At 57.5% G+C, this 17,089-nt stretch carries 10 protein-coding genes; 5 read left to right on the top strand and 5 right to left on the bottom strand.

Going from position 1 to position 17,089, the window contains the following annotated elements; genetic code table 11:
* The first annotated feature begins 70 nt into the window (after positions 1-70).
* From murI to JYG33_RS08835, 4 genes are all read left to right on the top strand, one after another.
* Positions 71-907, top strand: a complete 837-nt coding sequence (murI, locus tag JYG33_RS08820) for a glutamate racemase (RefSeq protein ID WP_207875569.1) — start codon at positions 71-73, stop codon at positions 905-907.
* A 1,184-nt stretch (positions 908-2,091) separates the two neighbouring features.
* The gene (locus tag JYG33_RS08825; RefSeq protein WP_207875570.1) at positions 2,092-4,170 is read left to right on the top strand and encodes a LamG-like jellyroll fold domain-containing protein; all 2,079 of its coding nucleotides are present in this window, start codon (positions 2,092-2,094) and stop codon (positions 4,168-4,170) included.
* A gap of 20 nt (positions 4,171-4,190) precedes the next feature.
* Positions 4,191-4,388 (top strand): hypothetical protein, encoded by a 198-nt coding sequence (locus JYG33_RS08830; protein ID WP_207875571.1) that lies wholly within the window; start codon positions 4,191-4,193, stop codon positions 4,386-4,388.
* A gap of 21 nt (positions 4,389-4,409) precedes the next feature.
* The gene (locus JYG33_RS08835; protein ID WP_207875572.1) at positions 4,410-6,584 is read left to right on the top strand and encodes a phospholipase C, phosphocholine-specific; all 2,175 of its coding nucleotides are present in this window, start codon (positions 4,410-4,412) and stop codon (positions 6,582-6,584) included.
* Between the two features lie 145 nt (positions 6,585-6,729).
* Here the strand turns inward: JYG33_RS08835 and JYG33_RS08840 are convergent, their stop codons facing one another.
* The 5 genes from JYG33_RS08840 to JYG33_RS08860 all read right to left on the bottom strand — a co-directional run bounded on the left by JYG33_RS08840 (position 6,730) and on the right by JYG33_RS08860 (position 15,944).
* Positions 6,730-7,206, bottom strand: a complete 477-nt coding sequence (locus JYG33_RS08840) for a hypothetical protein (protein WP_207875573.1) — start codon at positions 7,204-7,206, stop codon at positions 6,730-6,732.
* A gap of 24 nt (positions 7,207-7,230) precedes the next feature.
* Positions 7,231-7,773: a hypothetical protein gene (locus JYG33_RS08845; protein ID WP_207875574.1), complete on the bottom strand. Its 543-nt coding sequence runs from the start codon at positions 7,771-7,773 to the stop codon at positions 7,231-7,233.
* A 64-nt stretch (positions 7,774-7,837) separates the two neighbouring features.
* Positions 7,838-8,611 (bottom strand): OmpA family protein, encoded by a 774-nt coding sequence (locus JYG33_RS08850; RefSeq protein WP_207875575.1) that lies wholly within the window; start codon positions 8,609-8,611, stop codon positions 7,838-7,840.
* Between the two features lie 74 nt (positions 8,612-8,685).
* Entirely contained in the window at positions 8,686-14,658 is a 5,973-nt protein-coding gene (locus JYG33_RS08855; protein ID WP_207875576.1) for a YadA-like family protein, read from the bottom strand.
* Positions 14,655-15,944, bottom strand: coding sequence for an EAL domain-containing protein (locus JYG33_RS08860; RefSeq protein WP_207875577.1), 1,290 nt, complete (start codon positions 15,942-15,944; stop codon positions 14,655-14,657). The genes JYG33_RS08855 and JYG33_RS08860 overlap by 4 nt, the downstream gene beginning before the upstream one ends.
* Positions 15,945-16,513: 569 nt before the next feature.
* Here JYG33_RS08860 and JYG33_RS08865 point away from each other — a divergent pair.
* Entirely contained in the window at positions 16,514-17,077 is a 564-nt protein-coding gene (locus JYG33_RS08865; protein WP_207875578.1) for a recombinase family protein, read from the top strand.
* Positions 17,078-17,089: the final 12 nt, after the last annotated feature.

Genomic DNA, 17,089 nt, shown 5'->3' on the forward strand with positions numbered 1-17,089 from the left:
CCGCCCCCTGCTCCAAGGACCACAAACGCGCCATAATACGAGCTTTGCTCCACAAGAATTATCCAGCGCCATGAGTACATCCACCTCGTCCACCTTTGCTCAGGCTCCTATCGGCCTGTTTGACTCGGGCGTGGGCGGCCTGTCCATCTGGCGCGCCCTGCGCCAGTCCCTGCCCAACGAGAACCTGCTGTATCTGGCCGACTCACACTGCGCCCCTTACGGCGACCGCTCCCCCGAATGGATCGTGGAACGCACCCAGCGCATGGCACAAGTGCTGGTCGACCAAGGCTGCAAAGCGCTCGTCATCGCCTGCAACACCGCCACCCTGGTTGCCGCCCCCACCTTGCGGGCCCAACTCAACATCCCCATCATCGCCATCGAACCGGCCATCAAACCGGCGGCTGCCTTAAGCCGCAGCCGTAGCATCGCCCTGATGGCCACCAGCCGCACTCTGGACAGCAGCGGCCTGCAAAACCTGATTGAGCGCTACGCCAGCGACATAGAAGTCATCCGCATTCCCTGCCCCGGCCTGGCCGACCGCGTCGAAGCCCTGCAACTGTCAGGCCCGGAAATCGAAGCAGAACTCCAGGCACGCTTGGCCCCGGCCCTGCAAAGCCAAGCCGACACACTCGTACTGGGCTGCACCCACTACCCCTTCCTGCGCCCCACCATCGAAGCCATCAGCGGCTCGCGCTTCCACATTCTGGAACCCTCCTTCGCCGTCGCCGCCCAAGTCCACCGCCGCCTGGAACAAGCGAACTGCCTGAATACACAAATACAAACAGGCAACAGCGCCTTCATCAGCAGCGCCCCCATGGAGCAAGCCAGAAAAGTCATCCAGGCACTGACCGGACTGACCGAGCCGACCATGCTGGCATTCCCGACACAGCCGCTAACCACTCTGTAAAACCCAGCCGTCCTCAATCTCCCGATGTATCCAACAAGAGCAGCTTGAATTGGCTGCTCGATCCGACTGAGCTTTGCCTCCGACTACCCAACTGCGGGCATCACCACTCACCGACTACGCGCAGCCACACCTCCTCACTGACGTGGTGACGTGGTGACGTGGTGACGTGGTGACGTGGTGACGTGGTGACGTGGTGACGTGGTGACGTGGTGACGTGGTGACGTGGTGACGTGGTGACGTGGTGACGTGGTGACGTGGTGACGTGGTGACGTGGTGACGTGGTGACGTGGTGACGTGGTGACGTGGTGACGTGGTGACGTGGTGACGTGGTGACGTGGTGACGTGGTGACGTGGTGACGTGGTGACGTGGTGACGTGGTGACGTGGTGACGTGGTGACGTGGTGGCTTTTAAAACCCTCCTCCCGGACGGTTTTAAAAGCCAGCCCAAACAACAAGTCCCAGCCATCACGATTCAAACCAGCAGTCTGCACAAACAAGAATTCCGGGCGTCACTCTACGACCCGTTGAGAGCTGCTCGGGGTGCAGGCACAGGGGGCGCAGGGCGAGTCAGACTACTTGCCGCGGTCGGAGGGTCAATCGGGGATGCAAGCGGCCTGCTGTTTGAGCCCGACGCTTGTGGTTTGTCCGGGGGACAAACCACCGGGCGAGTTCAGGCTGCGCCCCGATTGACCCTCCGACAAGGGCACCGACGCGCAGCGTCGGCAAGTAGTCCGCCCCAGCCCCCTGTGCCTGCACCCCGAGCAGCGGCCCACGAAGAATGCCCTCCGGCAATCCTCCCCTCAGTTGCCTCCATCAATCCCCCCTAGCCTGCACTCCACCTCAACCCAAACCCAAACCCAAACCCAAACCCAACAACTTTGAACCTAAAACATAAAAAAATCGCTCAAACCCCGCCACTCCCCCCTCCCCGTAACAAACCATCCATCAAACCGCCACATCCCCGCCAGGCCGCAGCCAGCCAACGCTCCCCCTCCCCATCCTCCCGCACTAATCACCCCACCCCATAAAACACAATCCAATCATCGGCGGATTTAGCCATCCGTTCACAGGGCAGTCATACGCCCTTCCTACACTGCCCGCAGTCCTGATCCGATGCCGACTGAGCAGCCCACCCCCACGCACAGTCCGGCCTCTCTTTTTTCCTTCTCTCCACGAGTGGCTGTATGACCTTCACCTCCCGTCCCCAAAAATCCCACACCGTGCAGCGCCTGCAGCAAGCCGGGATCTCCCTGTCCCTGGCACTGCTGCTGACCGCCTGCGGCAGCGGCTCCGGTGGTAACGATGGCCCGGCAAACCCCGGCGTCGACCCCGAAACCCCCACCGTCGAACCCGGCGACAAACCCCAGGCACTGGGCGGCAAAAAAGCCCTGATCGTCACCCTTGACGGCCTGAGCTACGAAGCCCTGCTGCAAGCTCGCCAGGCAGGCCAACACCCCGCCCTGAAAAACCTGACCATCGCCCCCGCCCAAACCGGTGGCTATGTCGGCACCGCCAGCGAACAGCGCACCTTGCCACTGCCCGGCTGGGCCTCCCTGATCACCGGCGTCTGGGCAGACCAGCACGGCCTGCGCGGTGTCGGCCAGGAAGACACCAAACTTAATAGCCCCACCCTGGTCGCTCAAACCTCCAAACCCACCCAGGCCGCCCTGGCCTTGAGCAATGCCAACTACCGCACACTGTGGAGCCAGGACCTGCAAGAAGGCCGCATCATCGAAGCTGCCAACTGTACCGACTCCGATAGCTGTGTCAGCGAGCAAACACAAAAGTACCTGCAAGAAGGCAAATCCCTGATTCTGGCCCAGATCCAGGCCCCCGCCCGCGCTGCCACACAAGGAGGCCTGGGCAGCCCGGCCTATCAACAAGCCGTACAGGAGTCCCTGGCCTCGCTGGACAAACTGTTTGCCCTGATCGACAAGCGCAAACAGGCAGACGCCTCGGAAGACTGGCTGATCATTCTGACCACCAGCTACGGCCTGGACGAATTCGGCGGCACCACTGGCTCCCAATTCAACCGCAACAAGACCAGCTTTATTGCCACCAATAAAACCCTGGCCTCCCTGCCCGCCGCCGACAGCCAAATCAGCAGCACCACAGACATGAACACCCTGGCCGCCGTCATCGACATCGCGCCTACCGTCTTGTCACACCTGGGCCTTCAAAACGAGCAATACCGCTTCCGCGGCTCGCCCTTGCAAGCCGAAACCCGTGTACGCAATCTGGCCTTCAACAAACCGGCCGACAAAAACATGGTGGACCTGAACTGGGTCCTGCAAGGCGAGGCCTCGCAAGAAATCCAGGTGATGCGCGATGGCAAACTGATCGCCACCCTGCCCGCCGGTACCACGCATTACTCCGATCCTTTACCCGCTTCGGACACCGCCCAAACCTACTCCCTGTACTACTCGGTCCAGGTGGGCCAAGCCGCCTCCGCCCTGAAAGCAGACGTAGGCTACCAGCCGCCTCCCAAACTGGCTGACACCCTGAAAAACGGTTTGCGCAGCTACTACACCTTCAACGCGCAACCCTTTACCGACGCCAAAGGTGGCAGCAGCCTGCAAACCTCCACACCCGCCGTCCCTGCCGGTCAATTGATTGCCGGTGATTTCCTGGATCCCAGCACCGCCAAAGGTGGTCTGCGCATCGTAGGCAGCAATGCCGACAACAACGGCAACCGAGGCTACCGCCTGTCCATGAGCCGCGACCTGTTCACCTTGAGCAGCGTGCAGCAAATGACCATCGGCTTCTGGCTGCGCACACCCAACAACTGTCAGGGTTACGGCGCTTCCATCATGGCCAACAAGAACTACGACTCTGGCAACAACCCCGGTTTTGCGTTGGGTCTGTTTAACGCCGGTGGTTGCGACATCCGCTTTAACACCGGCTACGGTGGCGGCCGCAACGAGAGCCAGGGCTACAACATCACCCCCGATGAATGGGCCTATGTGGCCGTCGTCATCGACAAGGCCGAAGGCAAGATGCTGGGCCACGTATTCGATCCCAAGAAAGGCGCCCAATTTGGTTCGGTTGCCCTGGAAGCACGCACGCTGCAAGCCCTGGGTGGCACCGGCACGGGCGAGCTGGGTTTGAACGAAGACGTTACCGGCCAGTACTACAAACGCTGGGGACGCAGCGACATCAATATGGACTTTGGCGAACTGGCCATGTGGGACCGCGCCCTGAGCACGGACGAACTGACCAGCATTTTTGAATCCCGCCAGCCTCTGTCCAGCCTCCAACCCTGATCGCCACGCAAGGACTTTTCATGACTCCCAAGAACGCTTCATCCACCTTCGAGCGCATAAAACGCGCATCCGTTTTGTTGATGCTCTGCGGCCTGCTGGCTGCTTGCAGCAGCGGTAGTGACAACGGTGGCTCGGACAACCCCGGCTCGCCTGAAGAGCCCACCGAGCCCGGCAAACCCACGCCAGAACCCGCGCCGCAACTGAAATGCGCCCCTTGATTGATTAAGAGATTAAGCACAATGACTTCACGCCGCACCTTCCTACGCAATATGACGGGCGCAAGCCTGGCTGCAGGTTCCCTGGCTGCTTTTCCTCCCAGCATCCGCAAAGCCCTGGCCATTCCCGCCAACAACAAAACGGGCACGATCAAAGACGTCGAACACATTATTGTTCTGATGCAAGAGAACCGTTCGTTTGACCATTACTTCGGCACCTTGAAGGGTGTGCGCGGTTTTGGTGACCGCTTCACCATTCCGCTGCCCAATGGCCGCAACGTCTGGCAGCAGAACGTCAGCTCCACTGAAACAGTCATGCCTTACCACCTGGACAGCACAAAAGGGAATGCCCAGCGTGTCAACGGCACACCGCACTCCTGGTCCGACGGCCAGGCCGCCTGGGATCATGGCCGCATGGATTTCTGGCCCAAGCACAAGAACCGCCACTCCATGGGTTTCTACCGTGAAGCCGAAGTGCCGTTCCAGTTCGCCATGGCCAACGCCTTCACCCTGTGTGATGCCTACCACTGTTCCATGCACACCGGCACCAACTCCAACCGCATGTTCCTGTGGACCGGCACCAACGGCCCCACGGGCACGGGCGAGTGTACGGTGAACAATGCCTGGGATAGCCTGGGTTCCTCCTTGCTGGGCTACGAGTGGAAAACCTACCCCGAGCGCCTGGAAGAAGCGGGTATTAGCTGGAAGGTGTACCAGAACTTGCCCGACAACTTCACCGACAACTCCCTGGCAGGCTTCAAGCAATATCGCCGCGCCAACGAAAAGTCCGGCAAACCCAACAACTCGCCATACGATCCAGCCGACAACACGGGCAACCCGCTCTACAAAGGTGTTGCCAACACCATGCCCGATGGTGGTTTCTTCGACCAACTGCGCAAGGACGTGGCAGAAGGCAATCTGCCCCAGATTTCCTGGGTGGTCGCTCCCGCCAACTACTCCGAGCACCCAGGCCCATCAAGCCCAGTACAAGGTGGCTGGTATACCCAGGAACTGCTGGACGCCCTGACCGCCAACCCCGAGGTCTGGAGCAAGACGGTTCTGCTAGTCAACTTTGATGAGAACGACGGCTTCTTTGATCACGTGCCTTCGCCTTCCGTCCCGTCCATTGATCCGGTCACCGGCAAACCGGCTGGCAAGACGTCCTTGAGCGCAGAAGAACTCGCGTTTGAGTACTACAACTACCCCAGCCCCAAAGGTCTGCTGGGCCAGCCTCCCCGCGATGGCAAAGCCTTTGGCCCCGGCGTACGTGTGCCTATGTACGTAATCTCCCCCTGGAGCCGTGGCGGCTGGGTGAACTCCCAAGTGTTTGACCACACTTCGGTCATCCGCTTCATGGAAGAGCGCTTTGGTGTGATGGAGCCCAACATCAGCCCTTACCGCCGTGCAGTCTGCGGTGACCTGACCACTGCCTTCAACTTTGCCAGCCCGAACGACGAACCACTGCCTACGCTGAATGGCCGTCGCAGCCGTCAAGACGCGGACTCCATCCGCAGCGCCCAGGAACGACTGGCCCAGGTGCCACAACCCGTGGACAACCAACGCATCCCCGTGCAGCAAACCGGCGTGCGTCCATCGCGAGCCCTGCCATACGAACTGCACGTCAGCGCCCGTTGCGACAGCGAAAAAGGCGTCCAACTGCTGTTCTCCAACACGGGTAAAGCAGCCGCTGTTTTCCACGTTTACGACAAGCTGAACCTGGACCGTATCCCCCGCCGCTACATGGTCGCTCCTGACCAGATTCTGGACGATGTCTGGGACGTGCAAGCCGATAACCTGGGCCATTACGACCTGTGGGTACTGGGACCGAACGGTTTTCACCGTCACTTCCGTGGCGATGTCAGCGTGTTGAGCCAGGCCGAAGCCGCCCGCCCCGAAATCCGCGTCTGCTACGAAGTGTCCAAGGGTGATGTCTATCTGGAAATGATGAACGGTGGTCAGTCCGCCTGCACCTTCACCATCCAGTCCATGGCCTACCGCGAAGACGGCCCATGGGAAGTCACGGTTGAACCGGGCAAGCAATCCAAGCAATCCTGGACCTTGAAGCCCAGCGGCCACTGGTACGACTTTGTCGTGCGCAGCAACAGCGACCCGAGCTACTACCGTCGCTTTGCTGGCCGAGTGGAGTTTGGTGAGCACGGCGTAAGCGATCCAGCCCTGGGGATCCCCGCCTACCTGTAAGTGTTAAACGCCCTAGCTCTATAGTTTCACCGTCTGACTATGTGTGCGTGCGCACCACGCACACTTTTTACCCCGATGTCCGCATTTGGCATCGGGGCTTTTTTTTACTGACGTGAAACGTGAATGTCTGCTCTTCCCGGTACGTCTAGCGGGAAAAGCGCGACCTCAGGTTCAAACCAATGTAGTGCCTTCTACGTTGCCTCTTCCTTTTCATCGCGACTCTCTCATCATTGATGGGAGCCGCTGGCTGGGTACTTCCCAACTCAATCACTGTTCTTAACACAGTGGAGTACGCACTACGGGCAGGTAAACAGCTTTCTGCCCCCGCATACAAAGCACGCTCACAGGACAGTGGGGATTCATCAGCCAGAAAAAGGATGGCGACATTATCCAACTGACGCATCGCCGAGATCACGTCATAGACATCAAACGCGCTCTCGCCCTCCCCATCAATAATCAGAATGCGCAGGCGCTTTCCGAGCATGGCAAGGTCCGTAGGGCTGGTTGCTACCGTCGTGCACACCCCTGAGCCAGCCAGATAATCATGCAGGGCCAGCATATCGCCCACACGCGATGATGCAGGCTGTGCAATCAGGAGAAAAACCACATCAAAATCATACATAGGGCGCGATACGCAGTCCTGTTATCACTGACCACCCTGCATCAATTTAATAATGGCCTGTGTATGCTGGGCATTCTGGGTTCCGATTAGCAAACGTCCGTCGGAAATCGTTTCACTGATACGGGCCACGCTGACCAACTGCCCTTGCACGCTTAAAAGAAGATAGTGGCCTTGCGCCTGAGCCGTGACGCTGCGCAGCTTGGTAATGCCGTTCTGATTCATCTCCAGCAAAAGAAACGTACCTTGATCTTGTGCCGTCACCGGGGTGACACGATGCAGATCGGCTTGCGTCAACACCGGCTGAGGCAGCGCATACAGAGAGGTTCCCCCCACATCCACCGCAACCAAGGGCGCTTCCGCTTTTTCCTGCGCCAGATGCAGGGTAATCACGGCTGAAGATTGATTACGAGCAGCCGTTGCCGGGCTGGCATTCGTCGACACCGCCGAGCTTTGCATGGCAGGCGGAGCAGGATCGACCGGTTCGGGGATACGACGAGGTGCCGTTTGCTGACACGCTGCCAAGCCGCCTGCCAGAACCAGCACAGCTAATTTGTGCAGAATATTCATTGTTATCTCGGTACATGGCGCGCACCCAGTCTGGCCAGGTGCGCGCGCTGTTGCTGCATCCAACTTAGCGTTGGCCTTGAACTGCAATATCAACCCGACGATTCGGTGCCAGGCAGGCAATCAAATCACGGCGATTGTGCTGATCACACTGCACCAGAGGTCGGTCCTGACCAAAGCCTTGCGTCACAATCGCGGCGGCTGGAATGCCTTGTGCCGACAAGGCCTGCCGCACTGTCTCGGCGCGCTGCTGCGACAGGCGTTGATTCGATGCCGCATTCCCGATCCGATCGGTATGACCAGAGACCGTCACCTGTTCGATGTCAGACATTTGCTTGAGCTGACCGGCAATATCGCGAATTGTCGCCACGCCTGCGCTGGTCAAGGTCGCACTGCCAAATGCAAAAGCCACATCCCCGGAAAGCGAGAAAGGCTGAATCGTCGCCGTTTTGGGCGTCGCATCCAGAACAGCAGCACAATCGCTGGGCTTCCAATAGAAGCTGCGACCCAGCTTGTCCTGATCAAACAGCACCTTGAACTGACAAGTCTTGATGCCCTGTACCGTGTTGAAGTGAAACAGGTAATCCCACTCCCGAACCTTGAAGCCCTCAGCAAAGTGCGGGCGACCTAACAAGTCATAAAGCTGATCACGCGTCACACCTTCCCGAACCTGACGCAGATTGTCGATATTGGGATAAGAGCCCGTGTGAAAAGTCGCTTTGTCCACGTCAGGAAACACCGGGTTTTCTGTATGACCTTCCGAGTCCACCTGACTCAAGGTTCCGCAACCAGCAAGCACCAGACTGCCAAGCAAAGCAGCCCCAAACCAATTTTTTTTCATGATCTGAATTCCTTCAAAAGTGTGTGCTGTGCATCGGCGTCCATACGCCGATGCACCGTAGAGTCAGGGCTGGATTACCACTGGTAGCCAACACCCACTGCGCCGCCATAATCACCGCGCGAGGTGGTATTGCCCGAGAGCTTGTAGACCCATTTACCGTTATCGGTAATGCCGGAGAAGCCAATAGCCATACCGGACTCTCCACGCCAGGTGCCACCGGCCATGGACATCATGTGTTTGCCCGGCAAATAAGCCTGAGGCAGCGACGCTGTTGCCATTGCGGCAGCCACACCTGCACTTAATCGGTTATCCAGACGATTGATATCGTGGCGAATATTGTTGATCTGGCCTTGCAGATTGCCCGCAACCTGATTCAACTGGCTCACGTTCACCGCATCGGTATCATTGATGCCCGCCGCCACATTAGTAATGTGCTTGCCGGACATATTGATGCCGTTCTCGTTGATGATCGGGCCACCGTTATTGATCTGAATTTCATCGGCCTGAACATTCACCGCCGTAATGGAATTGACCGTCACATCTTGAGCCAGCGATACCTTGATATCGGCACCCACGGTCTGGCCTGCATCATTGACCCGGTCCGTCTTGGAGATCACGATGTTGTCGCCTTCAACAAAGCCCACCGTGTTGCCATTGTGGATAGGTGTACCGTCGCCGGAGCCATTGTTGCCGCCACCAGAGCCAGGGCCATTGCCATTGGAACCACCGTTGTTGCCACCGTCCTTGCCATCCGTCGGGGCTTCAACATTCCAGTGCATGCTGTCCAGAACATCTTTCAAGGATGTGTGCTGACCACCGTTGTAGGCAAAGGAGCCGTTTCCATCCAGGCCAATGAAGGACTCGATAGGCTGGAGCTGTCCGTAATTCACGGCATCCGTCGGATTGCGACCGGCGGCCACATTGGTAATGCGCATATCACCTGCGTTGATGCCTGCCAGGGTAATGCTGGGGCCATTGTTGATGGTCAGGCCGGTGTTACCCAGATGTACGTCATTGCCTACCGCAACACCGGCGTTGTTGATGACGGTATCGCCGGTCTTCAGGCTGCCATCAGCCCCCAGATCGATGTCCTTGTTCAACTTGACTTCAAGCTGCCCATCATCATCGGTCCCGGTCTGCTCAACCGTGATGTTCTTATCCCCTGCAAACGTCACTTGGCCATTTGGACCGATGTTGGCGCTATTACCGTCAGTATCCGTCACGTTCCAGCCTGCGCTGGCTACATCGCTGACTCGCTTGAGCTGGTCTTCCGTTGCCGCCTGGCCGCTGGTGTAATTGTCCGGATCCCAGGTGAGATTGGTCAGGCCACCAATTCGGCCCGTATCACCATTGATCGTGACCGGGTTCGCTCCGCCCACCACTACCTGCGTGCTGCTTATGGCCGTGCTATTACCGGCCGCATCTGCCACGGTGATCGCACCTGCACCCACTGTGGTCGTGTCACCAGCGGCATTGCTCACCGTGGTGCCTGCTGCTGTCGTGGCGGTCTTGTTGCCTGCACCATCATCCACCGTCAGACCATCGTTGTTGACCAAGGTGTTGCCTGTGGTCAGGCTGCCATCCGCACCCAGATCAATGTCTTTGTTCAGATCGAAAACCAGATCCGTACCATCACGCGTGATGTTGATATTGCCGTCCGTGTTGCTGAAGTCCACCGAAGCACCCGGCTTCACGTTCTCGGCAGCACCACCATTAGCGCTGACGTTCCAGCCTGCATTGGCAATGTCCGAGACCTCTTTCAACTGCGACACATTCACAGCATCGGTATCATCCGTGCCAGCATCCAGATTGGTGATCTTCTTGCCACCCATATTGATGCCGTCGCCGTTGATCACCGGACCACCGTTATTAATGGTGATGCTGTTCAGATCGGTCAGGTTCTGAGCCATGACCAGGTTCAACTTGTTGCCGTCGCTATCAACGCGCAAGTTGGCACCGGTGGATTCTTCGCCTTCGGCCAGTTCACCTGAAATGGTCAAAGGTGTGTTGTCGCCCAAGGTCTTGGCAATGGTGTTGCCGGTATTGCCTGCAAAGCTCAAGCCATCGGCCTGGGTAGCGACTTCGTTGCCCTTGTAAGTGACCTCACCCGTGTTGTTGACTACAAAGTTGTCACCCAGGCGGGTTTCACCCTGAACGGTCAGGTTATTGGTGGTGATGCTATCGCCCTTGACTACCGTATCACCGACAGTGACGCTGTCGCCGTTGATCACCGTATCGCCCACGGTGATGCTGTTGCCAACTGTCAGATCATTAGCCAGATTGAAGGCCAGATCCGTGCCATCACGTGTGATGTCGATATTGCCGTCGGTATTGCTGAAGTCCACCGAAGCGCCAGGCTTCACGTTCTCGGCAGCACCACCATTGGCGCTGACGTTCCAGCCTGCATTGGCAACATCAGAGACCTCTTTCAACTGCGATACATTCACAGCATCGGTATCGTCCGTGCCAGCATCCAGATTGGTGATCTTCTTGCCACCCATATCGATGCCGTCGCCATTGATCACCGGACCACCGTTATTGATGGTGATGCTGTTCAGATCTGTCAGGTTCTGAGCCATGACCAGGTTCAACTTGTTGCCGTCGCTATCGACGCGCAGGTTGGCGCCCGTGGAGACTTCACCCGCTGCCAGTTCGCCAGACAGCGTCAACGGTGTGTTGTCACCCAAGGTCTTGGCAATGGTGTTGCCGGTATTGCCTGCAAAGCTCAAGCCATCAGCCTGAGTGGCGACTTCGTTGCCCTTGTAGATAACATCGCCGTTGTTATTAACCACAAAGCTGTCACCCAGGCGGGTTTCGCCCTGAACGGTCAGGTTATTGGTGGTGATGCTATCGCCATTGACTACCGTGTCACCTATCGTGACGCTGTCGCCATTGATGACTGTATCGCCTACGGTAATGCTGTTGCCCACCGTCAGATCATCGGCCAGATTGAAGGCCAGATCAGTCCCGGTACGAGTAACGGTGATGTTGCCATCGTCATTACTGAAGTCCACCGAACCACCCGGCTTCACGTTCGCAGTGGCGTCACCATTGGCACTCACATACCAGCCTTGAGCTGCGTATTTGATCGCATCGTGCACCGTGTTTTCACCGGTATCACCGATATTGCTCATGCTCAGAGTGCCGTTGGTCGCCAGCGTGGCATTGCCACCCAGAATGTTTTTCGTGGTGTTGGCCACATTGCCCAGCACCGCATTCGTGGCATACAACTGGCTGCCATTGATCGCATCCGTGCTGCTCGCGCTGATCCGACCTGCGGCCACATTCGTCACAGTGCGTTTTTCCTGCTCCGTACCCACGCTGACGGTAGCAACAGGACGATCGCCGGCAAAGTTGCCGTAGTTCAGCCCGTTCAAAGACGCATTCAAGGTGCCAACCGCGCCTGCTGTCACGGCACCATCACCCAGTGCTACCGAGCGTGCATTGCCTGCCTGTGCGCCCTGACCAATAGCAACAGCGCGGTCGGCCGTGCTGCGGGAATCGGCACCCAGCGCAATCGCTTGTCGTTCAATGGCCCAGGCATCACGGCCCTGAGCAATCGAATCTTCGCCAAAGGCATGAGCGCCCTTGCCCTGTGCCTGTGCATAGTCGGCTTTGGCCTGGGCTTCGCGACCTACTGCAATACTGCTATTGAACTCGGCAACCGAGTCCGTACCCAAGGCAATGGAATCGCGGTTCTTGTCCCGGTTTTCGACATCAGGAGCAGGCTCGCCGGAGCGAGCACGAGTACCGATGGCAATCCCACGGGCAGCAAAGGCCTTGGCATCCGTACCGCTGGCCTGTGAGTCATTCGCATCCGCCCATGACCGGGAGCCAAAAGCCATGGCGTCAGTGGCCGTCGCCTTGGCATTGCTACCCTGAGCAATACCGCGAGCAGCATTCACCACAGAGTTTTTACCGATCACAATCCCTTCCATGGCCGTGGAACTGGATTCTGTACCAATCACAATCGAGTTCTCGACAGACGGGCCATTTGCCTGGCGATCCGTATAGGAATCCCGGCCAATGACAATGGAATTCTTGTCACGGCTGACGACAGACGTACCAATCGCCACACCACTCTCATCACGCGCCTCGGATTGCGAGTTACCGATGGTGGTCGAGTTCACGCCCAGGCCCTTGATGTTGTGACCCATCACAACAGAAGAAGCCCCTTCCGCACCGGCCATATGCCCGATTGCAATCGAGTCTCGCTCTTTAGCCGTCGCATCTGGCCCGATGGCAATCGAATCGATGGCAGTCGCAGCAGCGCCGTTATTGTTCTTGTTGCCCTTGTCCACGCCGCCATCATTGACGCTGAAATAGCGAGGCTTGCTGTCGGCAATCTGCTGGCCCCAGTCGTCACCCACCTTTTCGGCCAGCTTCTCATAGTCCACTGTTGCACCCAGCGTCACCTGATCTACAGCCGATTGCAACTGGCGCACGTTCACCGCGTCCGTGTCTTTAGCACCATCTTCCACATTGACGATACGGCGCGTGAACTCGCTGCCCGCTTCGCTGCTACCGACAGAAACCGCACTGCCTGTGAAAGCCTTGTTGGTGAATCGGCCTGTGCCGGAAACATCACCTTGTACAGCGTGGGAGTTCAAGCCCAAAGCGACAAAGTTGCTGTCTGCATGCGCATTCGGGCCAATAGCCGTCCCGGTTCCCAGAGCGGTAGTCTGACGGCCAATGGCGACCCCGGTATTACCGGCAATCGCTTTGTACCCGATGGCAACGCCTTCAGTCTCGGCACCCGCGTCCTCGCCAATACCAACAGCACGATTCGACTCGCGCCCCTGATTGGCATTCATGCCCAGGCTGATATTGCTATCCCCTTTGATATTCTGGCCAGCGTTTCGGCCCATCGTCACGTTCTCGTTGCCATTCACGCCATTGCCTGCGCCATCACCCAGCGCCACGTTGAACTGGCCTGTGACGTTCTGCCCCGTTGCCTGTCCAATAGCGATATTGTGCGAACGGTCGCCCGGCAGATGATTGCCAGTCGCCCGGCCAGCATCATTACCGATGGAGATATTGTTATCTGCATTGGCTTGAGCACCCAAACCCAAGGCGATACCATTGGCACCACTGGCCTGGGCCTGCGTGCCCAATGCCAAGGCATTATTTCCACCCGCCGCTGCTTCGCGACCCACCGCGACGCTGGCCAGGCCACTGCTCTGACTATCCTTGCCAATAGCAATGGCCGCCTCCGGTTTGGGTCGGCTGTCTGCGCTGGCGACACGGGCACCGTCACCCAATGCAATCGCACTCTCGGCATCGGCCAAGGCCCCCTGGCCTGCGGCAATACTGCGATCACCCTCTGCCTTGGACTCAGGGCCAATCGCAATGGATTCTTCACCGTTCGCCTCGGAATCGGGCTGCTCGGAGTTAGCACGGAAATACTTCACGCCGGGAGTGGTTTCATCCACACCTAAAGCGGTCAAACGATTGTTGATCGTTAGCAGTCCAGCTTCAGCCGTTCCAATTCGTGTGCCCTGAGCAGCAATAGCCGTTTCATTATTCGTAATTCGGCTGGCATGATCTGCGATGGCAGTCTGATTGTCAGCCAGCTTGGTCGCATGGTCTGCAATAGCAGCTTCATTGCCAGCAACCCGGCCTTCCAGCCCGTCAATCTTGCCTGTATTAGTCAGTACATCAGCAGAAGTGGCATTCAACTGCCCCTGAGTCGCCACGGACTCACCGCCCACCGTAATCTGATCGGCACTCAAGACACCCGCAATTGTCAGGCTGCTCAAGCCCACAATGCTGCCACCGCCTGTGAACCGGATGGTGCCGCCCGGAGCCGTGAAGTTGATCACGTTGTCCAGACCCTCATCAGGAATCTCGACCGCGGCCCATACATTGCTCATCCCCAGCGCACTGGCCGTCAAGATCGCAGCCAAACCCAGACGGGCAGCAAAAGACGGATGCTTGGCGCCCGCCACACAAGAAGAACTGCGTTTGCCTTTCGCGTTCTTATTCTCTGAGACGGCAACAAATGTTCCAGTCTGCTCATTCCAGATGGTTTTATAGACGTGATTCATCTCTGTTCCTGATCCTTTAAGGAATACTTCTTGAATGCAAAGTTGGTGTGAGTGGGGTTGAAGCTGTCTTGAACGCACAAAGGTGCCGCCCCCTCCCACGGGGGCTGGACGGAGGGGGGAGCAATCAGATAGCCCTGGACGGCGTGCACGCCTGCCTCGACGCTCAACTGGTAATCCAGGGCTGTCTCTATTCCTTCGGCGATGACGTATTGGCTGATGCCGCGTGAGGCATGAACCCAGGAATTCAGGGCAGCGATGCCGTCCTTGTCCCATGCCTGATGCACAAGGGCCTTATCGATTTTTATGATGTGAGGACGCACCTGCCGGGCCAGATCCAGGGTGTTGAACCCCGCCCCGATGTCATCAATGGCTACTTTGCAGCCCAGCTTTCGCAAGGTGCGAAGCAGGCTGGCCGCCGCCTCCTGATCAAAAACCGCCGCGGTTTCTGTAATCTCCAGGGTCAAGCGACGTGCCAGTTGCGGGTCCGTGTTCAGTACCGCAATGAGCAATCTCCACCAGGGCGCAGACTGCAAAGACAAGGGGGAAATGTTGCAGGCAAGGTGGATATCCGGATTTCGTTCCAGAATCTGCACAGCCGCCCAAAGGACACTGGCATCCAATCGTTCCGTGCAGTGCAAACGCTCTATCGCTTGGACCACCAGGGCGCAAGACGCGGGCTGGACGCGTTCATCCGCCCCTCCCCAGCGCAACAGCAGCTCGTAATACAGAATCTGCTGATGATTCTCGACCAACACAACGGGCTGGAATGACAGGGCCACCTTCTCGTCCCGCATGTCGGCAAAGAAACGGCTTGCCAAGGCCATGTCATTGCGGGTCTGCGCGCAAACAGGGGGCTGGACTTCGGAAAAGGCAATCGTGCTGGCCAGCGAATGCAGATGGGAAAGACAAACGGGTTGGTCGACCGAGGCCTCTACCCAGGCCAGTACGGCATTCACAAGGATGCTGTCCGAGCCGCATTGGACAGGCTCATAGCACAGCGCCGCTTTGACGCGTTCCAGGAACAGGTCCTTGTCAAACTGGGAAGGCAAGCGGCAGTCGCTCAGGCTGATCAGCACCGCGTGATCGAGCACCAGGATGTCGTCGCGCACCACGCCATAAGGGCGCAGCCGCTCCTGGATAGCGGACAAAAAGGCTTGTCGAAACAGGTGTGCGTCGTAGGCCTGGGCAAGCGACTCGGCGCTGCGCAGGCCCAACAGCAGATAACTGTTTGAAGGCGTAACTTGCTGCAACCAGCAAGACAGGAACTCTACCGACGCCGCGCCCATTACGCGCCCCGCATCGCCAGTTGGCACTCTAGGCGTTGGCCCTCAATCCGCGCCTGGCCTGCCAGCCGGAAGCGGCCAAAAAGCCTCCTTTATGTCAACATCCCTTCCATAACAAATAGTCACGTTTGTACGTGGAATCTACGCTGAAAAGGATCATTTCGATGCGCTATTCGGTTGGGACTAAAAGGAGGCTTCTTGTCAAAATCTCAAACCTATTTACGCCTTTTCTTAACCATTGTTGACGCTTGCCTTGTACAGGCTGCAACGTTCTTCAAAAAGTGCATCGACCCGGACCCGCTGCGTGTTGACACACATGTGGCTGCCGCTAACACTTAATCAGTATCTGCATCTGAAACATGCGTTAATAAAAATTGACGTCCTAGTTTTTAGTGCAGTACGAGCGACCTTAGTCGCCCTTTACGTGACAGCAGGTTTGCATGTAGTTAGTAAAACTTGACATCGCGTGGCCACAACTCCACTAGACCATCTTGGTTTTACTAACGCCGATTGCACTGAGATGTGGTCGAAGAGGGAGGGGGGCTGCGCCTTGCGCTAGGAAGATGGGTATTATGAGTAAGAAATATGGGTATGCACGCGTCTCGACACAGGATCAAAACCTGGACCTGCAGATTGCGGCACTGAAAAAAGTGAATTGTGATCATATCTATACGGATAGAGGAATATCCGGCGCTAAAGCAGTACGTCCAGGTTTGAATCATCTTCAAAGAAAAATGAAATCAGGCGACACCCTGATTGTCTGGCGTCTGGATAGATTGGGACGATCTCTGCGCTATTTAGTGGACACAATTGATCGTTTGGGCAAAGACAATATTCACTTCATATCTCTGACAGAAAACATAGATACCACCACCTCGGGTGGCCGATTACTGTTTCATATGATGGCGGCATTAGCCGAATTTGAACGCTCGCTGATCAGCGAACGCACTCGGGCAGGAATGGCGGCTGCTCGCGCCAATGGCAGACCACTAGGAAGACGCCCCGCCCTATCACCTGCCCAGCATGAAGAAGCGCTTATAGCGCTGACCAACAAAGTACCTTTGGACATCATTGCAAAAAAGTATGCCGTACACCCAAGGACCATTCGCCGTATTAAAGCCTTGGCTTCGTCATAGCATCTATGGCCT

The organism is Alcaligenes sp. SORT26 (assembly GCF_017377875.1).
Lineage (GTDB): Bacteria > Pseudomonadota > Gammaproteobacteria > Burkholderiales > Burkholderiaceae_B > Alcaligenes > Alcaligenes parafaecalis.